Source organism: Niallia sp. FSL M8-0099, assembly GCF_038006945.1.
Classification (GTDB): domain Bacteria; phylum Bacillota; class Bacilli; order Bacillales; family Cytobacillaceae; genus Niallia; species Niallia circulans.
In genome coordinates, this window is sequence record NZ_JBBOWF010000001.1 from 1,514,525 (window position 1) to 1,538,737 (window position 24,213).

Sequence of the window (24,213 nt, forward strand, 5' to 3'; positions counted from 1 at the left end):
AGGTGGTTAAAAATTTTGTATACAGTTATAGCTTTTATCATCATTTTTGGTGCGTTAGTTTTTTTCCACGAATTAGGGCATTTCGTATTAGCTAAGCGTGCGGGCATTTTATGTCGTGAATTCGCCATTGGAATGGGGCCTAAAGTTCTTTCTTTAAAAAAGGGAGAAACTGTTTATACGATTCGTCTTCTGCCAATTGGCGGTTATGTGCGGATGGCTGGAGAAGATCCAGAAATGGTTGATATTAAACCTGGTCATCGCATCGGCTTAATCCTTAATGATAAAGAAGAAGTAACGAAAATTATCATTAACAATAAAGAAAAGTATCCGAATGCTCGTGTTATTAATGTAGAGGATGCTGATTTAGAACATAAGCTTTTTGTAAAAGGATATGTAGAGGAAGACAATGAAGATAATCTCCTCGTTTTTTCTGTAAGAAAAGATGCTGTTTTTGTTGAAAATGGAATCGAAACGCAAATTGCACCATATGATCGACAATTTGCCAGTAAGTCACTATGGCAGCGCACACTTGCTATTTTTGCAGGTCCGGCCATGAACTTTGTGTTAGCTTTTCTTATTTTTATTGTGATTGCGTTAATACAAGGAATTCCTTCAAATGAAGCAAAGCTTGGTAAGTTAACAGATGATGGAGTTGCAATTAGTGCAGGCCTGCATGAAGGCGATAATGTCATCAGCATTGACGGACAATCTGTAGGTTCTTGGGAAGAAGTTGTTTCCATTATTCAAAAAAGTCCGGGAGAGAACCTAGAATTTTTAATCGATCGTAATGGACAAGAAATGACAATTGACGTAACACCAAAGGAAACAGAAGTAGATGGAAAAACAATTGGGTTAGTTGGTGTATACAGCCCAATGGAAAAATCGCCATTAAAGTCTATCCAATTTGGTGCAGCACAAACCTATAATTGGACAAAGGAAATTTTTGGAGCAGTTGGTAAACTAGTAACCGGTCAATTTTCGATTGATGCTTTAGGTGGTCCTGTTGCCATTTATCAATCAACCGATACGGTTGCTCAATCAGGTGTCTATTCCTTAATGAATTGGGCGGCTGTTTTAAGTATTAACTTAGGTATTATGAATCTTCTTCCGTTACCTGCATTAGACGGTGGGCGACTATTGTTTTTTGCTATTGAAGCGGTTCGCGGTAAACCAATTGACCGGCAAAAAGAGGGCATCGTTCATTTTATTGGATTTGCCTTACTCATGTTATTGATGATTGTCGTCACTTGGAATGATATCCAACGATTTTTTATACAGTAGGATACTTTTCATTCCCCTTATTGTAAGGGGAATGTTGTTTTGTCAGGAAACTCTTTTTTGATAATAGGCATGAGGCAGTTGGCGGCAGCACAAGACACTCAACTCAAAGATGTAAAACATATCTCACCATAACAACTTAATAACAACATAAATAATAGAGGTGCAATGATAGATGAAGCAAAGTAAAATGTTAATTCCAACATTAAGAGAAGTACCAGCAGATGCAGATATTAAAAGCCATCAGCTCTTATTAAGAGCTGGATATATTAGACAAAATGCAAGTGGTATCTATTCTTATTTGCCACTAGCAAACAAAGTAATAAAGAAAATTGAACAAATTATTCGTGAAGAAATGGATGCAGCTGGTGGAGTGGAGTTATTAATGCCTGCATTGCAGCAAGCGGAATTATGGCAAGAATCCGGCAGATGGTTTACTTATGGACCCGAATTAATGCGTTTAAAAGACCGTAATAGTCGAGAATTTGCTCTTGGGGCCACACATGAAGAAGTGATAACTAGTTTAGTTCGTGATGAAGTGAAATCTTATAAACGCTTGCCATTAACGCTTTATCAAATCCAAACGAAATTCAGAGATGAGAAAAGACCACGTTTTGGAATTTTGCGCGGCAGAGAGTTTATTATGAAAGATGCCTACAGCTTCCATTCTTCGCATGAAAGCTTAGGAGAAGTTTATGACTCAATTTTCCAAGCTTATTGCAATATATTTGAGCGCTGCGGCTTAAACTATCGGGCAGTTATTGCAGATAGTGGCGCAATGGGCGGAAAGGATACGCATGAATTCATGGTATTATCTGATGTTGGAGAAGATACGATTGCGTACTCAACGGAATCCAATTATGCTGCAAATATTGAAATGGCTCCAGTTATTAATTCCTATGATAAAACGGACGAGCCTGCTAAAGAATTAGAAAAAGTAGAAACAAAAGAACAAAAAACAATTGAAGAAGTTTCTTCTTTCTTAAACGTAGCAGCAGAAAAATGTATCAAATCTCTTTTATTTAAAGTTGATGAGAAGTTTGTTCTAGTATTAGTTCGAGGAGACCACGAAGTAAATGATATTAAGGTGAAGAACCTTTTAGAAGCAAATGTAGTAGAATTAGCAGATCATGCAGATACGGAAGAAGTGCTAGGAAGCAAGGTTGGCTCAATCGGTCCAATTAACGTGAAAGATGTTGAAGTAATTGCAGATCATGCTGTGAAAGCAATTGTAAACGGTGTTTGTGGAGCAAACCAAGAAAATTACCACTATGTGAATGTGAATCCTGATCGTGATTTTACTGTCGATCAATATGCGGATATTCGATTTATTCAAGAAGGTGACCTTTCACCAGATGGAAAAGGCACGATTACTTTTGCTAAGGGCATTGAAGTAGGCCATGTCTTTAAGCTTGGTACTCGATATAGTGAAGCAATGGGTGCGACCTATTTAGATGAAAACGGCAGAAGTCAAGCACTTATTATGGGTTGCTATGGAATTGGTGTGTCAAGAACGATGGCAGCGATAGTGGAGCAATTTAATGATGACAGAGGGATTGTATGGCCAAATGCTGTAGCGCCATTTGATATTCATTTAATTACTGTAAATACAAAAGATGACACACAAAATGAGTTATCCGAAAAATTATATGCAGCATTAAAGGCTAATCGTTTTGATGTATTAGTAGATGACCGTGCTGAGCGTGCAGGCGTGAAATTTGCTGATTCTGATTTAATTGGTTTACCAATTCGCGTCACTGTCGGGAAAAAAGCAGGAGAAGGCATCGTAGAAGTGAAAGTCAGAAGTACAGGAGAAATGCTGGAAGTACATGAAAGTGAGCTTGCTGCTACGATTCTCCGCTTAACACAAGTAGCAGGATAAGCGAAAACAGGATAAAAGAAAAAGGTTTAGCAATCGGCTAAATCTTTTTCTTTTTGTAGCTTAGATTGTATGCTAAACTGCATTAAGGAAAAGAACAATTTATTTCTGTGATATAATATTTTTTATAGAAATTAAGCAAGATTGGAAGGAGCGACATAAATGAGTGATATACAGGGGAAAGTAGATCGTTTCCAGATTTTGCTGCAACAATTGCAATTAACGGATGATTCATATATTTCCCATTTTCGCAACGCAAGTATAGAAAAAATTGTTGTCGAAAAACGGTCCAAAAAGTGGCATTTTCATTTTTTGTTTGATGATATCATTCCATTTCAAGTCTATCAATTATTTACTGCCAAGTTAAAAAGTAGTTTTTCTCATATTGCTACTATTACGTATGATATTCGAGTAAGAAATGGAATTGTTACAGATGTATTAATTCGAGACTATTGGTCTGCGTGTATAGAGGAGATGCAAGGAATTTCTCCACCGTTATTAAAACTATTAAATGAACAAGTGCCGCAATTAAATGGCAATAAGCTGACAATTCAGGTTAGAAATGAAATGGAAGGCTTAGCGATTAAGCGTAAATACGCGAACTTAATTACAGACGCTTATCAATATTTTGGTTTTCCTGCAATGAGTTTAGACACAGAGATAGCAGCAGAAAAATCAAATTCAGATTATGAGCAATTCTTGCTTGCGAAGCAAAAAGAGGATGAGGAAAGAGGAAAACAAGCTTTATTAGATATTCAGAAGATGGAAGCTGAAAAAGAAGCTGGTGATTCGCCAATCCCAAGTGGTCCATTAACAATTGGCTTAACGATCAAGGATGATAGCGATTATCGTCGTATGGAAGAGATTGTCGATGAAGAAAGACGTGTTACGATTCAAGGATATGTCTTCTTTGCAGAAACAAAAGAGCTGCGCAGTGGACGAACGCTATTAACCTTTAAAATAACAGATTATACAAGCTCTATCCTTGTCAAAATGTTCTCTCGTGACAAAGAGGATGCAGCTCTTTTCCAATTGGTAAAAAAAGGTATGTGGCTTAGAGCGCGCGGAAGCATTCAAAATGATACATTCGTTCGCGATTTAGTGATGATAGGAAATGACTTAAATGAAATTAAGCCTGTTGAGCGGAAGGATACCGCTAAAGAGGATGAAAAACGAGTTGAGTTGCATCTTCATACACCAATGAGTCAAATGGATGCAGTTTCATCTGTCGCAACTCTTGTCGGCCAAGCGAAAAAATGGGGACATAAAGCAATTGCTATCACGGATCATGCTGTTGCGCAATCATTCCCGGAAGCTTTTGGTGCTGGAAAGAAAAATGACGTTAAAATTCTTTACGGCGTAGAAATGAATCTAGTAGATGACGGTGTACCAATAGCTTATAATCCAAAGGATATCGATTTAGAGGATGCGACTTATGTAGTATTCGACGTAGAAACAACTGGACTTTCGGCTGTATATAACACGATTATTGAACTGGCGGCAGTGAAAATCCATAATGGAGAAATTATCGATCGATTTGAATCTTTTGCCAATCCACATCATCGTCTTTCTGCGACAACCATTAATTTAACAGGTATTACTGATGATATGGTAGAAAGCGCACCAGAAATTGATATTGTCTTACGCAAGTTTGCGGATTGGACAGGCGATAGTATTTTAGTTGCTCATAATGCATCCTTTGATGTCGGCTTTTTGAATGTCGGCTATCAGAAGGCAGGACTGCCTAAATCGACAAATGCGGTCATTGATACATTGGAACTGGGTAGATTTTTATATCCAGAAATGAAAAATCATCGTTTAAATACACTCGCGAAAAAATTTGATATCGAATTAACTCAGCATCACCGCGCCATTTATGATGCTGAGGCGACTGGATATCTCGCTTTAAAAATGTTGAAAGATGCTGCTGAAAGGGGCATCACCAATCATAATCAATTAAATGATAATATGGGACAAGGAAATGCCTATCAAAGGGCAAGACCATATCATTGTACAGTGCTAGCGCAAAATGAGGTAGGGCTTAAAAATCTCTTTAAACTCGTTTCGATTGCACATATTAATTATTTCTATCGGGTTCCTCGTATTCCGAGATCAGTCTTGCAAAAATACCGGGAAGGTTTGTTAGTAGGATCAGCTTGTGATAAAGGGGAAGTCTTTGAAGCAATGATGCAGAAGGCTCCAGAAGAAGTAGAAGATATTGCGCCATTTTATGATTATTTAGAAGTAATGCCAAAAGAGGTGTACGCTCATTTAATTGAAATGGAGTTAGTACAAGATGAAAAAGCCTTAGAAGAAATAATTGGTAATATCGTAAAACTTGGGGATAAATTAGATATACCAGTGGTTGCGACCGGGAATGTTCATTATCTGAATCCTAACGATAAAATCTATCGAGAAATTCTAGTCGGTTCACAAGGTGGAGCGAATCCGCTTAATCGCCATAAGCTTCCAGATGTCCATTTCCGTACAACAAATGAAATGCTGGACTGCTTCGGCTTCCTTGGAAAAGAAAAGGCAAAAGAGATAGTTGTAACAAATACTAATAAAATTGCCGATATGATTGATGTTATTAAACCAATCAAAGATGATCTTTATACACCGAAAATTGAAGGATCGGAAGAAGAGATGCGGGAAATGAGCTATGGCATGGCTAGGCGTATTTATGGTGATGAATTACCTGAAATCGTAGAAGCACGCTTAGAAAAGGAACTAAAAAGTATCATCGGTCATGGATTTGCCGTAATTTATTTGATTTCCCATAAGCTCGTGAAAAAGTCGTTAGATGATGGATACCTAGTAGGTTCGCGTGGATCTGTTGGTTCTTCCTTTGTTGCTACTATGACAGAGATTACCGAGGTTAATCCATTGCCGCCACATTATATTTGTGCGGAATGTAAATACTCGGAGTTTTTTAACGATGGTTCGGTTGGATCTGGCTTTGACTTGCCAGATAAAAATTGTCCTAACTGTGGGGCTCGCTTGAAGAAAGATGGTCACGATATTCCATTTGAAACTTTCCTAGGATTTAAAGGAGATAAGGTTCCCGATATTGATTTGAACTTTTCTGGTGAATATCAGCCAAAAGCGCATAACTATACAAAAGTGCTCTTTGGTGAAGAGTATGTGTATCGCGCAGGTACAATTGGTACAGTTGCGGATAAAACAGCATACGGCTATGTAAAGGCATATCAAAATGATAATAATTTACAAATTCGCGGAGCAGAAATTGATCGATTAGCATCTGGATGTACTGGGGTTAAACGTACAACCGGGCAGCATCCAGGGGGGATCATTGTAATACCAGACTATATGGATGTCTACGATTTTACGCCAATTCAATTTCCGGCAGATGATCGGAATTCTGAATGGAAAACAACCCATTTTGATTTCCATTCCATCCATGACAATGTTCTAAAGCTTGATATTCTAGGGCACGATGATCCAACTGTTATTAGAATGCTTCAAGATTTAAGTGGAATTGATCCAAAGACCATTCCAACAGATGATCCTGAAGTAATGAAAATATTCAGTGGTACCGAGTCCCTTGGAGTAACACCAGAACAAATTTATTGCAAAACGGGAACATTTGGTATCCCTGAATTTGGAACAAAATTTGTTCGACAAATGTTAGAAGATACAAAGCCGACAACTTTTTCTGAATTAGTACAGATTTCTGGTTTGTCCCATGGTACAGATGTATGGCTAGGAAATGCACAAGAACTTATTCATAATAATATTTGTAACTTAAGTGAAGTAATCGGATGTCGTGATGATATTATGGTTTATTTGATATATCAAGGCCTTGATCCAAGTTTCGCTTTCAAGATTATGGAAAGCGTGCGTAAAGGAAAAGGCCTTACAGATGAAATGGAAGAGGAAATGAGAAAGAATGAAGTACCAGAATGGTATATTGATTCTTGTAAAAAAATAAAATACATGTTTCCTAAAGCCCATGCTGCGGCATACGTCTTAATGGCAGTAAGAATTGCTTATTTTAAAGTGCATCATGCCCTATTATATTATGCAGCTTATTTTACCGTTCGCGCCGATGATTTTGATATTGATGCAATGGTAAAAGGATCCCATAGTATTAAAGCAGTAATCGATGATATTACGGCAAAAGGGTTAGATGCATCAACGAAAGAGAAAAACTTATTAACGGTAATGGAGCTTGCTTTTGAAATGGTAGAAAGAGGATACACATTTAAGAAAGTGGACTTATATAAATCAAGTGCTACTGAATTTATTATTGAAGGAAACTCTCTTATCCCGCCATTTAACAGTATTCCTGGACTTGGGACAAATGCTGCCATTAATATTGTAGAAGCAAGAAAAGATGGTGAATTCTTATCAAAAGAGGATTTACAGCAACGTGGAAAAGTATCAAAAACAATTATGCAATATCTAGAGAATCATGGTTGCTTAGCTGATATGCCAGATCAAAACCAGCTTTCTTTATTCTAAAACTCTTTCTTAATAAGAGAAGAAACCTTGAAACTACGGACTTTCATTTGCATAAATGAAGTGGTTATGGTATAGTTTATTTGGAAATACTAAGGATAACTTTCGCGAATGGAGAGTGGGGCAACCCACTCTTTCCTGTTTGTATTAGGGTTTTTTTCCTAAAATCAAAGGAAAGGGTATCGCTGATTTGATGGATGAGCAACAAAGAGTACATATTTCAGGCTGCTAAGTTGACTCTAAAAACATAATAAGGTTCCTTGCTTAAGGAGGGAAAAATTTTGAGCAAAGTAACAGAAATAGTCGAAGAAATGGTACATCCTATTTTAGATGAACTACACTTAGAATTAGTAGATGTCGAATATGTAAAAGAGGGACCAAACTGGTTTTTACGGGTATATATTGACAAAGATACAGGTGTAGATATTGATGAATGTGCAGTCGTTAGTGAAAAACTTAGTGAGAAGTTAGATGAAGTCGATCCGATTTCAGAAAACTATTTTCTTGAGGTTTCTTCACCTGGAGCAGAGCGACCATTAAAAAAAGACAAAGACTTCGAAAAAGCGATTGGGAAAAATGTCTATATTAAAACATATGAACCGATTGAAAAGGAAAAAACATTCGAAGGAGTTTTAACAGCTTTTGATGGTAAAACAGTAACAGTTGAAGTGAAAATTAAAACTAGAAAGAAAACAATTGTGATACCGTACGAAAAAGTGGCAAAAGCAAGACTCGCAGTTAGTTTTTCATAATGTATAAAGAATCGATGAAATGTCTTTTGTAATCGATCATTATAATTTTTCATAAAAGAGAATAAAGGGGGATACACGCTCATGAGCAGTGAATTAGTTGATGCTCTAGTGTTACTTGAAAAAGAAAAAGGAATATCACGTGAAGTGATCATGGATGCCATGGAAGCAGCTTTGATTTCTGCTTACCGTCGTAATTTTAACCAAGCACAAAATGTACGAATTGATTTGAATCTAGGTGCTGGGTCTATGCGTGTATTTGCTAGAAAAGAAGTAGTAGATGAGGTGTTTGACCCACGTCTTGAAATTTCTTTAGAAGATGCACAAAGAATTAATCCGAACTATGAAGTGGAAGATGTAGTAGAGTTGGAAGTAACGCCAAAAGACTTTGGCAGAATTGCGGCACAAACTGCTAAACAAGTAGTAACACAAAGAGTTCGCGAAGCAGAAAGAGGAATTATTTATTCTGAATTTATTGATCGCGAAGAAGATATCATGACAGGCATTGTTCAACGCCAAGACAGTAAATTTATTTACGTCAGCTTAGGCAAAATTGAAGCGATTTTACCTACAAATGAACAAATGCCGAATGAGCATTATAAACCGCATGATCGCATCAAAGTTTTCCTGACAAAAGTGGAAAAGACAACAAAAGGTCCCCAAATCTTTGTGTCTAGAACACATCCTGGGCTACTTAAAAGATTATTCGAGATGGAAGTACCGGAAATTTATGATGGTACAGTTGAAATAAAATCAGTTGCCCGTGAAGCGGGAGATCGTTCTAAGATTTCCGTTCATTCTGAGAACGAAGAGGTAGATCCAGTAGGTTCATGTGTAGGGCCAAAAGGAACTCGTGTACAGACGATTGTTAATGAGCTAAAAGGGGAAAAGATTGATATTGTTAAGTGGTCAAGTGACCCTACTGTTTTCGTTGCAAATGCTCTTAGTCCTTCAAAGGTCTTAGAAGTTATTGTAAACGAAGAAGATAAAGCAACAACGGTTATTGTTCCTGATTATCAGTTGTCGCTGGCTATCGGAAAGCGAGGTCAAAATGCACGTCTGGCAGCAAAGCTGACAGGCTGGAAAATTGATATCAAATCCGAGTCAGAAGCAAGAGAAGCTGGAATTTATCCTACTGAAAATTCATTGATTAAGTTTGATGATGAAGTAGAAGAAGAGGATGATTTCCGCTTAAACACAGAAGATTTCGAGTGATAGAGGTGAATGTGTGTGAACAAACCAAGAAAAGTACCAATGCGTAAGTGTGTTGCTACTGGTGAAATGAAGCCGAAGAAAGAACTAGTTCGCATCGTTCGTTCCAAAGAAGGGGTTGTATCCATCGATTTAACAGGAAAAAAATCTGGTCGAGGAGCATATCTCTCATTGGATAAAGAAGCAGTACTATTAGCCAAGAAGAAGAATATTCTTTCTAGCCAGCTTGAAGTTACTGTAGATGATACAGTTTATGACGAGCTGTTAGAACTAATAGATAAGGAGCAAAGACAATCCAAATGAACGATAACAAGTGGATGTCATTACTTGGCTTAGCAAATCGAGCACGGAAAATAACCTCAGGTGAGGAATTGACCGTTAAAGAAATTAGAAGCGGTAATGCAAAGCTAATATTATTGTCGGAAGATGCGTCACAAAACACGACAAAGAAAATCACTGATAAATGTCGTTCCTATAAAGTACCAGTGAAGCTTGTTTCAAATCGGGAAATCCTAGGTAAAGCAATAGGGAAAGAACAACGAGTGGTTGTCGCTGTTTTGGATAATGGATTTGCAAAAAAACTTTTAACGCTGCTCGATTAATTCTAGCGGGGGTGAAATGATGAGTAAAGTGCGAGTATACGAATACGCAAAAAAATATAACATTTCAAGCAAGGATGTTATTGCAAAATTAAAAGAGATGAACATAGAAGTCTCAAACCATATGACTACACTGGAAGAGGACGCAGTAAAAAAATTAGATAGCATATATAATAAAAAGAACGAAGAAAATAAGCCAAAAGCGCCAGCTGCAAAAGTGGCTGCTAAAAATATCGCGGACGAGTATGAAAAAGAAAGCGATGAAATGGCTGAAAAGGGGAAAGTAAATCAATCTGTGAAAAATACTAAAGATAATAAGCCAGGTTTTAACAAACCAAAAAATAATAATAATAACAACAATAAAAATAGAAACAACAATCGTAAAGGGAAGCAGAATACTGCTCCAGCTGCACCGCCAGCTCCGAAAAAGGAAAAAGAATTACCAGAGAAAATTACATTCAGTGAGTCTTTAACCGTTGCTGAATTAGCAAAGAAATTGCATCGTGAACCATCTGAAATCATCAAAAAATTATTCCTTCTTGGTGTGATGGCAACAATCAACCAAGAATTAGATAAAGATGCAATTGAATTAATCTGTACAGATTATGGTGTAGAGGTCGAAGAGGAAATCCAAATCGATACGACAGACCTAGAAGTATACTTTGCAGATGAAGAAGGCGCAGAATTAGTAGAGCGTCCATCTGTTGTGACCATTATGGGACACGTTGACCACGGGAAAACAACATTGCTTGACAGCATACGTAATACGAAAGTAACAGCAGGAGAAGCTGGTGGTATTACCCAGCATATTGGTGCATACCAAATTGAGGAGAATGGCAAGAAAATTACTTTCCTTGATACACCTGGACACGCAGCTTTTACTACAATGCGTGCACGTGGTGCGAAAATCACTGATATCACTATCCTTGTTGTTGCTGCTGATGATGGTGTTATGCCACAAACAATTGAAGCAATCAACCATGCCAAAGCAGCTGAGGTTCCAATTATCGTTGCTGTTAATAAAATGGATAAACCAACCGCTAATCCAGATCGCGTAATGCAAGAATTAACAGAACATGGATTAGTACCTGAAGCTTGGGGTGGGGATACTATCTTTGTTCCACTTTCCGCTTTAACAGGTGAAGGTATTGACTCTCTGCTTGAAATGATTCTTTTAGTAGGAGAAGTAGAAGAGTATAAAGCAAATCCAGACCGTAATGCAGTTGGTACTGTTATTGAAGCACAATTAGATAAAGGAAAAGGTTCGGTAGCAACATTGCTTGTACAAAATGGTACATTGCATATTGGGGATCCGATTGTAGTTGGGAACACATTTGGTCGTGTTCGTGCAATGGTTAATGATCTTGGCCGCCGAGTTAAAACTGCAGGACCATCAACACCAGTTGAAATCACTGGGTTAAACGATGTTCCTCAAGCTGGTGATCGTTTTGTTGTTTTCAAAGACGAGAAAACCGCAAGACAAATCGGGGAAGCTCGTTCCACGCAAGCGATTCAAGCGCAAAGATCTGAAAAAACAAGAATCAGCTTAGACAACCTGTTTGAACATATGAAACAAGGGGAAATGAAAGATATTAATATCGTTCTTAAAGCCGATGTTCAAGGTTCAGCAGAAGCGTTAGCAGCTGCTCTTTATAAAATCGAAGTAGAAGGCGTAAACGTAAAAATCATCCATACAGGTGTAGGGGCGATTAACGAATCCGATATTACCCTTGCTGCAGCATCAAATGCGATTGTAATTGGATTTAACGTACGTCCAGACGTAAACGCAAAAAGAGCCGCAGATGCTGAAGAAGTAGATGTACGCTTACACCGTATTATCTATAAGGTTATTGAAGAAATTGAAGCAGCGATGAAAGGGATGCTTGATCCTGAGTTCCAAGAAAAGATTATTGGTCAAGCGGAAATTCGTCAAACATTCAAGGTTTCTAAAATCGGTACCATTGCAGGTTCTTATGTAACGGACGGGAAAATTACAAGAGACAGCGGTATTCGTTTGATTCGTGATGGTGTTGTTATTTTCGAAGGGGAAATCGATGCATTAAAACGTTTCAAGGACGATGCAAAAGAAGTGGCTCAAGGTTACGAATGTGGTATTACCATCAAAAACTTTAACGATGTTAAAGAAGGCGATATTATCGAAGCATATGTAATGGAAGAAATTGAGCGCAAATGATTGTTGGATTAATGTCAGTGGAATGCATTATTTATGATGCCCACTCATTAAAAGAAAAGCGGGCGGTTCTGCAAAGAATTATGACCCGCTTAAAGCAAAGATTTAATATCTCTATTTCAGAAGTCGGGTATCAAGATACTTGGCAAAGAACAAAAATTGCTGTTGTTACCGTTGCTTCTGCGCGAGTTTCAGCTGAAGGTGTACTGCAGCAGACACAGCAGTTTATTGATTCTTTTCCTGAAATAGAGAGAACCATAACAGATATAGAATGGCTTTAAAAAAAATGAGGTGAATTGCGCGATGAGTCTAAGACCAAATCGTGTTGGTGAACAAATGAAGAAGGAACTAGGCGAGATTATTAGCCGTAAGATAAAGGATCCTCGCATTGGTTTCGTAACAGTTACAGATGTTAATGTTACTGGTGACCTTCAACAAGCAACTGTGTATATTTCTGTACTTGGCGACCAAGAGCAACGGGAAAATACACTAAAAGGGCTGGCAAAAGCGAAAGGATTTATCCGTTCTGAAATTGGACAAAGAATTCGTTTACGCAAAACGCCTGAAATTACGTTTGAATTTGATGAGTCGATAGATTACGGAAATAGAATTGATACATTATTGCATCAAATCGCAAAAGAAAATCCGTCCAGTGATGACGAAAGATAATGATGTAACATAAACTTGCTCCTATCGGACTTTTTCCATGATACTTATGGATGGGCGATAGGAGTTTTTTTATAAGCGGTGGAAATGGAGCCCGTTGAATTCCGCTCCAGGAACTTGCTTTTCTGCTGGACAGATAGGAGTCTCCTCGGCTATGCCTGTGGATTTCCCTCAATTCCAGCAGGAGTCAAAAGACTTTTAAATTATATTACAATTGAGGACTCAAGATTAAGCGTTTTTTTCCATAAAATGAATAAAGGATGAGGTATATGGAAGGGATTTTACCGTTATGGAAGCCTAAGGGGCTTACTTCCCATGATTGTGTTTTTCGTTTGCGGAAGATTTTACATATGAAACGAGTCGGTCATACTGGAACATTGGATCCGGATGTAACGGGTGTATTACCAATTTGTTTAGGAAGAGCAACAAAAGTAGCTGAATATATAACAGACGCAGGAAAAGAATATGTAGGAGAGGTAACGATAGGGTACTCTACAACAACAGAAGATCGTTCTGGCGAAAAGGTCGAGGAGAAAAAAGTAGCGGAAATTATTACGCGAGATAGAATAGAAGCGATTTTACGAGAGCTAACAGGAGAAATCACACAAACACCACCCATGTATTCTGCTGTTAAAGTAAATGGGAAAAGGCTTTATGAATATGCTAGACAAGGGATTGTGATTGACCGTCCTTCTAGGCAAGTAAACATTTACTCCTTAGAATTAATCGAAGAATGGCAAGTGTTACAGGGAGATACCGTATCTTTTCGTTTTAAAGTAAGCTGTAGTAAAGGTACCTATATTCGCACACTTGCTGTTATGATTGGAGAAAAATTAGGGTATCCTGCCCATATGTCAGACTTGTGCCGGACACGTTCTGCAGCCTTTACGAAACAAGAGTGTGTAACATTTGAAGAACTAGAGGAATATGTAGAAAATGGGAAGCTGAAAAACTTTATTTATCCGCTTGAAGACGCGCTTTTACATTTGCCGAAATATGAAATAAATGATACATTAGCAATGAAGGTACGAAACGGAACGGTATTAGAAACTCCTGCTCATCTACTAAATGAACAGGAACCAATTGTCATTCAAACAACAACAGGTGAAGCGTTAGCTATATATGTTCAGCATCCAGCAAAACAAGGATTAATCAAACCGTCCAAAATATTAAAAATCTTGGAGTAACCATTGATGCTCTCGTTCACCTTGAAAGAAAGTTTAACGACAAATGAGAAAAAAAGAAATTTGTTAGAAAAGGTGAGTAGCACAGTGAAGATAGTAAGAATAAACCATTCAGAACGAAATAAAGAGCATGATAATCCGCCAATTTCTATAGCATTAGGTTCCTTTGACGGAGTTCATCTTGGCCATCAAAAGGTCATTGGCGAAGCGAAAAGAGTGGCAGATGAAAATGGATGGAGCAGTGCGGTGATGACATTTGACCCCCATCCTTCTATCGTATTAGGTGGAAAAACAAAAAAAGTAGATTACTTAACATCTTTTGAAGCGAAAGTAGAACAATTAGCAAACTTGGGAATCGATTATTTATTTATTGTCGATTTTACGATTGAGTTTGCTAGCTTACCTCCTCAAGAATTCGTTGATTTGTATTTAATTGGTTTAAATGTGAAACATGTAGTAGCTGGTTTTGATTACACTTATGGAAAGAAAGCTCAAGGAACAGCTGAGACTCTTTCTATACATTCACGAGGTAAATACAAAACAACAATTATTGGGAAAGAGACCTTTGGAGGTGAGAAAGTAAGTTCTACTTTAATTCGCTCTCTTATAAATAATGGCGAAATGGAAAAGGTACCTGCTCTTTTAGGTAGATACTATTCAGTAAATGGTACGGTCATCCATGGCGACAAACGTGGTAGAACGATTGGTTTTCCTACTGCAAATGTGAAATCAACTAGCGATGTCATTTTGCCGCCGTTAGGTGTATATGCAGTACGATTCTTTGTCAATGATCAATGGTATGAGGGTGTATGTAACCTCGGTACAAAACCAACCTTCCAGCCTGATGAAAAAAAAATTAGTATCGAAGTCCATATTTTTGACTTTCATCAAGATATTTATGGTCATTCCGTAATCGTTGAATGGCATAAACGAATTAGAAGCGAACAAAAATTCAATGGCATAGATGAACTAGTAGCCCAAATTGAAAAAGACAAGCAAACCGCCTTACAATATTTTTATGAAAAGGCATGATAAGAAAAAAGAAAAGTAACCTGAATATTTCTAAAAAGATTAGGATATACTAAAAAATATATCCTAATAAAAAATGGAAAGAAACTAATGAATAGCAGGACTGGCTAGAAATACAATAAGATGAAGTTTTTTCAGATTCTATTTTTATGTTCTTTGTTTATAAAAAAATAAAAGGTTATGTCTTGATTTTTCCAAAGAAAACAGTTATTCTTAAAGACGTACTAAAAACAACCTTTGCTTGGCAAAATCGAATCACCAACGTTTTGCTCGGTAATTGGGGATTAGTGTAATAGAATTAGGAGGTGAAACAGGATGGCAATCACTCAAGAACGTAAAAACGAACTTATCAATGAGTACAAAACGCATGAGAACGATACTGGATCTCCAGAAGTTCAAATCGCTGTCCTTACTGAGTCAATCAATAATTTGAATGAACATTTACGTACACATAAAAAGGATCATCACTCACGTCGTGGTCTTTTGAAAATGGTAGGTAGACGTCGTAATCTTTTAACTTACCTACGTAATAAAGACGTTCAACGTTACCGTGTTTTAATTAACAAACTTGGTCTACGTAGATAGTTAAAAAAAGCGGGATATTTTTCCCGCTTTTTTATTGTAAATAAATGCGAATTTAACATATGATTAGTATAGATTACATAAATTAATTTCGTTTTTTAGTTATATAAAATGTGTATACTAGTAGAAGAGAAATTTAAGGATAATATTTTTTATTTTATAAAATAACGCAGGTTTTAGGTAGTTCTTAACCGGAAACCTCCATGAAGTGAATGAGTAGAGAGGGGTTTATGAATGGGACAAGATAAGCATGTCTATTCCATTGACTGGGCTGGAAGAAAGCTCACAGTTGAAATTGGACAATTAGCAAAACAGGCAAATGGTGCAGTACTTGTACGATACGGTGATACGGCTGTATTAAGCACAGCAACTGCTTCAAAAGAACCAAAGAACTTAGACTTCTTTCCATTAACAGTAAATTATGAAGAGCGTCTATATGCGGTTGGTAAAATTCCCGGCGGTTTCATTAAAAGAGAAGGCCGCCCAAGTGAAAGAGCAATCCTTGCAAGCCGCTTAATCGATCGACCAATTCGGCCATTATTTGCAGATGGCTTCCGTAATGAAGTGCAGGTAGTCAGCTTAGTAATGAGCGTGGATCAAGATTGTACATCAGAAATGGCCGCAATGTTTGGATCGTCATTAGCATTATCTGTTTCTGATATTCCATTTGGGGGACCAATTGCTGGTGTTTATGTTGGAAGAATCGATGGAGAATTTGTCATCAATCCAACGGTTGAGCAAGCAGAAAAAAGTGATATTAACCTTGCTGTTGCAGGTACAAAAGATGCAATCAACATGGTTGAAGCTGGTGCCGATGAAGTTCCAGAAGAAGTAATGCTTGAAGCAATTATGTTTGGACATGATGAGATTAAACGCCTAATTGCATTCCAAGAAAAAATTGCAGAAGAGATTGGCAAAGAAAAAATGGAAGTTGTACTATACGAATTAAATAAAGACATCGAAGCAGATGTGCGCGCATTATGTGAAAGCGAAATGCTAGATGCTATTCGTGTACAAGAAAAGCATGCTCGTGAAGCAGCTATTAAAGAAGTAAAAGATTCTGTCATTGCAAAATATGAAGCAGAAGAAACAGAAGAAGAAGATTTAAAACAAGTGAAAGCTATTTTAGATAAATTAGTGAAAAATGAAGTTCGTCGTCTTATTACAGAAGACAAGGTTCGTCCAGATGGACGTGGCTTGGAAGAAATTCGTCCACTATCTTCTGAAGTGCATTTATTACCGAGAACACACGGTTCAGGTCTATTTACTCGTGGACAAACTCAAGCATTAAGTATTTGTACATTAGGTGCTTTAGGAGATGTGCAAATACTGGATGGTCTTGGGGTAGAAGAAGAAAAAAGATTCATGCATCACTATAATTTCCCTAATTTCAGTGTTGGTGAAACAGGACCAATGCGTGGACCTGGACGAAGAGAAATCGGTCATGGTGCACTAGGGGAAAGAGCATTAGAACCAATTATCCCTTCTGAAAAAGATTTCCCATATACGATTCGCCTTGTATCAGAAGTATTAGAATCCAATGGTTCAACTTCACAGGCTAGTATTTGTGCAAGTACCCTTGCTATGATGGATGCTGGGGTTCCAATTAAAGCACCGGTTGCTGGTATTGCAATGGGACTGATTAAATCTGGTGAACATTACAGTATTTTAACAGATATTCAAGGGATGGAAGATCATCTAGGAGATATGGACTTTAAAGTAGCTGGTACTTCTAAAGGGGTAACGGCACTTCAAATGGATATTAAAATTGATGGATTGTCTCGTGAAATTTTAGAAGAAGCATTACAGCAAGCTAAGATTGGCCGCATGCAAATTCTTGAATCGATGCTGGCAACAATCAATACACCTAGAGAATCACTATCTTCTTATGCGCCAAAAATCTTAATGATGTCCATCAACCCAGACAAAATTCGTGATGTTATTGGACCAAGTGGTAAACAAATCAATAAAATCATTGAAGAAACTGGCGTTAAAATTGATATTGAGCAAGATGGCACAGTATTCATTTCTTCTGTCGATGATGAAATGAATAACAAAGCAAAACAAATTATCGAAGATATCGTTCGTGAAGTTGTTGTTGGACAAATGTATCTTGGTAAAGTAAAACGAATCGAGAAATTCGGTGCGTTCGTTGAAATCTTCAATGGAAAAGATGGACTTGTTCATATTTCAGAGCTTGCTGAAGAAAGAATTGGCAAAGTAGAAGATGTAGTAGCAATCGGTGATGAAATCCTTGTGAAAGTAACAGAAATTGATAAACAAGGAAGAGTAAATTTATCTCGTAAAGCTGTTTTGAAAGAACAAAAAGAACAAGCTGAGAATGCAAAAAACTAATAAAAGTATAATAAAGGGTACCCGCCAAAAAAGACTCATGTTTTTTAGCGGGTATTTTTTTATGGAATGAAAAGGAACATTTTGAACAAAATAATAGGGGAAAAGGATAAGCTAACTCCGTCATTCGGCGTTCTACCTTGTCCTTTCCTATCATATGGTAGTAACTAGGGAGGGAAAGGTGATGAAAAAAACAGTTTCACTTATAGGAATTCTGGTCATCTCTTGGTTTTTAGTTAATAATCCGTTGGCTGATACATATGTTAGTACTTTACAAGAAAACGCTGTCTCAGTGACAGCAAATAACTCTTTATATACGACGATAAGCGAGAAAGCAAAAGACTACGAAAAGAAGCCGATTGATGCCAAGCTAGATCCTGTATGGAAAGCTATTCCTGGATTAAATGGGCTGACTGTGGATATTGATGCTTCTTACAAGAATATGAAAAAAGAGAAGAAATTCAATGAACAAAAACTAATTTTTAAGCAAGTGAAACCAGAAGTTACACTAAATGATTTGCCACCTGCTCCTATTTATAAAGGAAATCCAGATAAAGAAATGGTAAGCTTTATTATAAATGTAGCATGGGGAAATGAATTTTTACCTGACATACTAGCAACCTTAAAAAAGCATCATGTCAAGGCGAGTTTTTTCTTGGAAGGCAGATGGGTTCAGAAAAATCCAGATCTTGCTAAAATGATTGCAGAAGCAGGACATGAACTCGGAAATCATTCCTATACCCATCCAGATATGAGTAAAATTAGCAGTAGTAAAATTCATGAGGAAATCGTAAAAACAAATGATGTCATTGAAGCTACAACTGGTAAGCAAATCACATTATTAGCACCGCCAAGTGGATATTTTAATAATGAAGTAGTGAAAATTGCCGCTCAACAAAAGCTTAAAACAGTAATATGGTCTGTGGATACGATTGATTGGCAAAAACCAAGTCCTGATACATTGCTTAAAAGAGTTACAGGAAAGGTCCATAATGGGGCTCTAATCCTTATGCATCCAACGGAAGTTACTACAAATAGCCTTGAACGTTTAATTACCGAAATCAAAAATAAAGGATATAAAATCGATACAGTTAGCGACATGCTTAGTGAAGAGCGAGAAAGCATAAAAACAAAAAAATAGTAGTTCGGTTCATCTTATAGTATTCTATAAGGAGAAAACGTTTTATTAGATGCTACTTCTTATAGAAGAAAAACAACATCTACATGAAAGAAAATGGAAAATAAAGGCTGTCCGTCCTTTTAAAAGGAACTATTCGCTATTTCATTTTTAAAACGGAGATATGTTATCATTATATTAAAACAATATTTTGGAAAAAATAAGAGGAATAAGATATACTAGCAGTCGCAGCTATTTTTTGCAACTTGGTAGAAGAACAGGAGGAACATAATTGATCAAAAGATATACTTGCCAAAATGGAGTAAGAATTGTATTGGAAAATATTCCAACAGTACGTTCCGTTGCTATTGGCGTATGGATTGGTACAGGATCTCGCAAAGAAGATGAAAAAAACAATGGGGTATCTCACTTTTTAGAGCATATGTTTTTTAAAGGAACAAAAACACGTAGTGCGAGAGAAATAGCAGAATCATTTGATAGTATTGGCGGCCAGGTAAATGCTTTTACTTCAAAAGAATATACTTGTTATTACGCAAAGGTGTTAGATACACATGCTGATATGGCGTTAGAAGTGTTAGCAGATATGTATTTTAACTCGACATTTGATGAGGAAGAATTAAAGAAAGAGAAAAATGTTGTCTGTGAAGAGATTAAAATGTATGATGATACACCTGATGATATTGTTCATGATTTATTGAGTCAGGCAATTTATGATAAACATCCACTTGGCTATCCGATTTTAGGAACAGAAGAGACACTTGCTACGTTTAATGGAGATACGCTAAGAGAGTATATGTTTAATCATTATACACCAGAGAATACGGTTATTTCGATCGCAGGGAATATTACCGAATCGTTTATTTCAGAAGTAGAAAAATACTTTGGGGCATATGAAGCCGGTAAATCCGAAGTAGAAATAGTAAAGCCTTCTTTCCATGCCAATAATTTTTCACGCAAAAAGGAAACAGAGCAAGCACATCTATGCTTAGGTTTTAATGGGTTGCAGGTGGGGCATGAGAAAATGTATACACTTGTTTCTTTGAATAATATTCTTGGGGGCAGTATGAGTAGTCGATTATTCCAAGATGTACGTGAACAAAAAGGTTTAGCTTATTCTGTATTTTCTTATCATTCCGCATACCAAGACAGTGGAATAGTAACAATTTATGGAGGTACAGGAGCTAAGCAGCTAGATGAATTATTTGATACCATTCAAAATACGCTTGCTATCTTGAAACAAGAAGGAATTACCGAAAAGGAACTTCTTAATAGTAAAGAGCAGTTAAAAGGCAGCTTGATGCTAAGCTTAGAGAGCACTAATAGCCGCATGAGCAGAAATGGTAAAAATGAACTTTTATTAGGTAAACACCGTTCCTTAGATGATATCATTGCCGATATCGATCGTGTCACAAAAGAAGAAGTTGATCAAATGGCAAATGATATATTCACTGACACCTTTTCTGTCTCTTTAATCAGCCCAGACGGACAATTACCAAAAGCACTGCAATAAAAAGCTACATATTATATAAATAAAGAACTAGGAAACAGAATTCCCTTCTGAATCCTAGTTTTTTTATGTATGACCACTAATAAAACCATTTTTTTGCTACTCCCATTATAAAGGAGTTGCAATAACTCTCTTCTTAAAATACCTGTCCACTAAAAGGAGATACCAACCAAATCATACATTCTCATCGTTATCTATAATAGATAAGGAAAGTAACCATCTTTTTAAGGAATTGCGGTAAACAACTCACCTAATATTAGATAATCACATAAGATGTTGAAGTAGCGAGCTATGAAAAACAGGATCTTTAAAAAAGAAGGTGAAATATTCATGCTGAAAGGGATGAAAATCGCGGTTATCGGCGGTGATGCAAGGCAGCTTGAAATTGTTCGCAAATTAACAGAACTACAAGCAATCCTTTCATTAATTGGCTTCGAGCAATTGGACCATGCATTCACTGGTGCTACAAAAGAAAAAATCGATAACGTAGATTTTTCGAAAATAGATGCTATTATCTTACCCGTTCGAGGAACAGACCTAAATGGGCAAGTTGATACAATCTTTTCGAATGAGAAGGTTTTTTTAACGAAAAAAATAGTAGAAAAAACCCCTGAGCATTGCATCATATATTCAGGAATAACGAATGATTATTTAAATTTGCTTATTAAAGAAACGAATCGATCATTAGTTCAATTATTTAACCGAGATGATGTAGCAATTTTAAATTCTATTCCAACTGTCGAAGGTACAATAATGATGGCAATTCAACATACAGACACAACGATTCATGGCTCGAATGTTATTGTTCTCGGGCTGGGTCGTGTAGGCATGAGTGTTGCACGTGCTTTTCATGCCCTAGGAGCGAAAGTAAAGGTCGCAGCAAGTCAAAGTGAACATATTGCTCGCATTATCGAAATGGGATTAACCCCAGTACATTTAGATGATTTACAGATTGCGGTTGATGATATTGATATTTGTATAAATACAATTCCCCATCTTGTCGTAACTTCTGATGTCATTGAAAAAATGCCATTGCATACATTGGTGATTGATTTGGCATCTAAACCAGGCGGAACAGATTTTCAATACGCAGAAAAAAGAGGAGTTAAGGCATTACTTGCGCCGAGCTTACCAGGTATTGTAGCTCCGAAAACAGCGGGAAATATATTGGCAGATGTCTTAGCTCAATTACTGGATGAACAATAGCAGGCAATGAGAGGAGAATAGAATCATGAGTTTACAAGGAAAAAGAATAGGGTTTGGAATTTCAGGTTCTCACTGTACGTATGAGGAAGTAGTACCACAAGTAGAAAAGTTAGTGGCACAAGGAGCTGAAGTTGTACCAGTTGTAACAGGAAATGTAAAAAATACGGATACTCGTTTTGGAAAAGGGAAAGATTGGGTTAGTAAAATAGAAGAAATAACAGGACAGAAAATAATCGATAGTATTGTAGCAGCAGAGCCGCTAGGACCGAAAGCACCTCTTGATTGTATGGTAATTGCCCCATTAACTGGAAATAGTATGAGTAAATTTGCAAATGCGATGACAGATAATGCAGTTTTGATGGCAGCAAAAGCGACATTAAGAAACCAAAAGCCTGTGGTATTGGGAATCTCTACTAATGATGCGTTAGGATTAAATGGGATTAATCTGATGCGATTAATGGCAACGAAGAATATTTTCTTTATTCCATTCGGTCAAGATGATCCTGAGAAAAAGCCAAATTCTATGGTTGCAAGAATGTCTATGCTTGCAGAAACTATTGAAGCAGCATTAGAATATAAACAGATTCAACCAGTAATAGTGGAAAAATATTTAGATTAACAGGAAAGTACATGATTATTTAAAAAAGGCATATAAATCACGTTCTTTGAAAAAGAATGGTAGACTGATAATAAGACGTACCGTAAAAAGGCGCTTGTCGACTTCCACAAGGAACTTTATAGCGCCAATCGGTGTTTTTTGAAAGAATCTGATAAAAGTTTCTTTTATTGCTGCTTGAATATGTTAAAATAGATAATATTATTTAAGGCGGAGCGTAATGCTTGCCTATTATTATTAAGAGAAAGCCTTTGGAAGGAGAACCTTAAATGGAGCAATTAAAAGGATTTAACGTAGCAGTAGTGGGAGCAACAGGGGCTGTTGGTCAACAAATGATTAAAACATTAGAGAGCAGAGATTTTCCGATTTCGACTTTAACACTTTTGTCCTCTAAACGTTCAGCAGGAACAAAGGTTCAGTATAAAGATAAAGAAATTATCGTACAAGAAGCAACACCAGATAGCTTTAAAGGAATTGATATCGCATTATTCAGCGCTGGCGGTGGTGTATCGAAAGAACTTGCACCACATGCAGTAAGACATGGGGCAATTGTTGTTGATAATACAAGCGCATTCCGTATGGACAAAGACGTGCCATTAGTAGTTCCTGAAGTAAACGAAGAGGATCTTCGCAAGCACAATGGAATTATTGCAAATCCAAACTGCTCTACGATTCAAATGGTCGTAGCCTTACAGCCGTTAAAAGAAAAATTTGGTCTTTCGAAAGTATTAGTATCCACTTATCAAGCTGTATCTGGATCAGGTGCTGCTGCTGTCGAAGAGTTGAACAGCCAGACACAAGCAATTCTTAATAAAGAAGAGTTTGAGCCGAAGATTCTACCAGTTAAGAGTGATAAAAAGCACTACCAAATCGCATTCAATGCAGTACCGCAAATTGATGTATTTACTGATAATGGATTCACATATGAAGAAATGAAAATGATCAATGAAACAAAGAAAATAATGCATGCAGATGACTTAAAGGTTGCAGCAACATGTGTCCGCATTCCAGTAGCAACAGGTCATTCTGAATCTGTTTACTTTGAATTAGACAATGATCAAGTAACAGTAGAAGAAATTAAATCCTTGTTAGCTGATGCTCCTGGCATCGTGCTTCAAGACGATCCAAGTAATCAAGTATATCCGATGCCTGCAGATTGCGTAGGAAGCAATGATGTATTTGTCGGTCGTATTCGTCAAGATTTAGATGTGAAAAACGGTTTCCATATGTGGGTTGTTTCCGATAATCTATTAAAAGGTGCCGCATGGAACTCTGTACAAATTGCTGAAAGTCTAATTAAATTAGGGCTAGTTTAATGGACTAGTGAAGAAAGACAAGGCTGTAGAGGTTTAGTATGCAGGAAAATTACCTGTAAGTAGATTTCTATTTTATTCTACATACAGGAAGTACAAGTTTGGACACAAGCCTAAATAATGGTGCCAAAATCTTGTCTTTCTTATTATTAAATGATTCCTTAAATAGAATTCTATTTAGGGAATCATTTAAATAAGTGTGCTCATTTTGGATGGAAAAAAATCATCAA

General features: G+C 37.0%; 19 protein-coding genes. All 19 read left to right on the top strand.

Features of this window, described 5'->3' with window-relative positions:
• The first annotated feature begins 15 nt into the window (after nt 1-15).
• The 19 genes from rseP (at nt 16) to asd (ending at nt 23,986) form a co-directional block, all read left to right on the top strand.
• Nucleotides 16-1,281, top strand: a complete 1,266-nt coding sequence (gene rseP / locus NSQ92_RS07075; protein WP_047940032.1) for an RIP metalloprotease RseP — start codon at nt 16-18, stop codon at nt 1,279-1,281.
• A 172-nt stretch (nt 1,282-1,453) separates the two neighbouring features.
• Nucleotides 1,454-3,160: a proline--tRNA ligase gene (locus tag NSQ92_RS07080; RefSeq protein ID WP_095257539.1), complete on the top strand. Its 1,707-nt coding sequence runs from the start codon at nt 1,454-1,456 to the stop codon at nt 3,158-3,160.
• 159 nt (nt 3,161-3,319) lie between these two features.
• Nucleotides 3,320-7,642, top strand: coding sequence for a PolC-type DNA polymerase III (locus NSQ92_RS07085; protein ID WP_047940034.1), 4,323 nt, complete (start codon nt 3,320-3,322; stop codon nt 7,640-7,642).
• 275 nt (nt 7,643-7,917) lie between these two features.
• On the top strand, nt 7,918-8,391 hold the full coding sequence (rimP, locus tag NSQ92_RS07090; protein ID WP_172866010.1) for a ribosome maturation factor RimP: 474 nt from the start codon (nt 7,918-7,920) through the stop codon (nt 8,389-8,391).
• An 81-nt stretch (nt 8,392-8,472) separates the two neighbouring features.
• A complete protein-coding gene (gene nusA / locus NSQ92_RS07095; protein ID WP_047940036.1) occupies nt 8,473-9,603 on the top strand; it encodes a transcription termination factor NusA in 1,131 nt (376 codons plus the stop codon).
• Nucleotides 9,604-9,618: 15 nt separating this feature from the next.
• Nucleotides 9,619-9,903, top strand: a complete 285-nt coding sequence (gene rnpM / locus NSQ92_RS07100; protein WP_341152506.1) for an RNase P modulator RnpM — start codon at nt 9,619-9,621, stop codon at nt 9,901-9,903.
• Entirely contained in the window at nt 9,900-10,202 is a 303-nt protein-coding gene (locus tag NSQ92_RS07105; protein ID WP_016201165.1) for a YlxQ family RNA-binding protein, read from the top strand. Before rnpM ends, NSQ92_RS07105 begins: the two co-directional genes overlap by 4 nt.
• 19 nt (nt 10,203-10,221) lie before the next feature.
• The gene (gene infB / locus NSQ92_RS07110) at nt 10,222-12,393 is read left to right on the top strand and encodes a translation initiation factor IF-2 (RefSeq protein ID WP_095319948.1); all 2,172 of its coding nucleotides are present in this window, start codon (nt 10,222-10,224) and stop codon (nt 12,391-12,393) included.
• A complete protein-coding gene (locus tag NSQ92_RS07115) occupies nt 12,390-12,671 on the top strand; it encodes a DUF503 domain-containing protein (protein WP_047940039.1) in 282 nt (93 codons plus the stop codon). The genes infB and NSQ92_RS07115 overlap by 4 nt, the downstream gene beginning before the upstream one ends.
• A 22-nt stretch (nt 12,672-12,693) precedes the next feature.
• Nucleotides 12,694-13,059: a 30S ribosome-binding factor RbfA gene (rbfA, locus tag NSQ92_RS07120; protein ID WP_047940040.1), complete on the top strand. Its 366-nt coding sequence runs from the start codon at nt 12,694-12,696 to the stop codon at nt 13,057-13,059.
• A gap of 266 nt (nt 13,060-13,325) precedes the next feature.
• Nucleotides 13,326-14,243, top strand: a complete 918-nt coding sequence (gene truB / locus NSQ92_RS07125; RefSeq protein WP_047940042.1) for a tRNA pseudouridine(55) synthase TruB — start codon at nt 13,326-13,328, stop codon at nt 14,241-14,243.
• Nucleotides 14,244-14,327: 84 nt separating this feature from the next.
• The gene (ribF, locus tag NSQ92_RS07130; protein WP_445669259.1) at nt 14,328-15,272 is read left to right on the top strand and encodes a bifunctional riboflavin kinase/FAD synthetase; all 945 of its coding nucleotides are present in this window, start codon (nt 14,328-14,330) and stop codon (nt 15,270-15,272) included.
• Nucleotides 15,273-15,584: 312 nt separating this feature from the next.
• The gene (rpsO, locus tag NSQ92_RS07135; RefSeq protein ID WP_016201171.1) at nt 15,585-15,854 is read left to right on the top strand and encodes a 30S ribosomal protein S15; all 270 of its coding nucleotides are present in this window, start codon (nt 15,585-15,587) and stop codon (nt 15,852-15,854) included.
• A 231-nt stretch (nt 15,855-16,085) separates the two neighbouring features.
• Complete coding sequence (pnp, locus tag NSQ92_RS07140) at nt 16,086-18,206, top strand: polyribonucleotide nucleotidyltransferase (protein WP_047940043.1); 2,121 nt, start codon at nt 16,086-16,088, stop codon at nt 18,204-18,206.
• A gap of 181 nt (nt 18,207-18,387) precedes the next feature.
• Complete coding sequence (locus tag NSQ92_RS07145; protein WP_047940044.1) at nt 18,388-19,344, top strand: polysaccharide deacetylase family protein; 957 nt, start codon at nt 18,388-18,390, stop codon at nt 19,342-19,344.
• Between the two features lie 268 nt (nt 19,345-19,612).
• Complete coding sequence (locus NSQ92_RS07150; RefSeq protein ID WP_341152507.1) at nt 19,613-20,851, top strand: M16 family metallopeptidase; 1,239 nt, start codon at nt 19,613-19,615, stop codon at nt 20,849-20,851.
• A gap of 327 nt (nt 20,852-21,178) precedes the next feature.
• Entirely contained in the window at nt 21,179-22,054 is an 876-nt protein-coding gene (dpaA, locus tag NSQ92_RS07155; RefSeq protein ID WP_047940046.1) for a dipicolinic acid synthetase subunit A, read from the top strand.
• Nucleotides 22,055-22,079: 25 nt separating this feature from the next.
• Nucleotides 22,080-22,673 carry a dipicolinate synthase subunit B gene (locus tag NSQ92_RS07160; RefSeq protein ID WP_047940047.1) on the top strand — a complete coding sequence of 198 codons (594 nt, stop codon included), beginning with the start codon at nt 22,080-22,082 and terminating at the stop codon, nt 22,671-22,673.
• 266 nt (nt 22,674-22,939) lie between these two features.
• Nucleotides 22,940-23,986: an aspartate-semialdehyde dehydrogenase gene (gene asd, locus NSQ92_RS07165; RefSeq protein ID WP_341152508.1), complete on the top strand. Its 1,047-nt coding sequence runs from the start codon at nt 22,940-22,942 to the stop codon at nt 23,984-23,986.
• Nucleotides 23,987-24,213 lie beyond the last annotated feature (227 nt).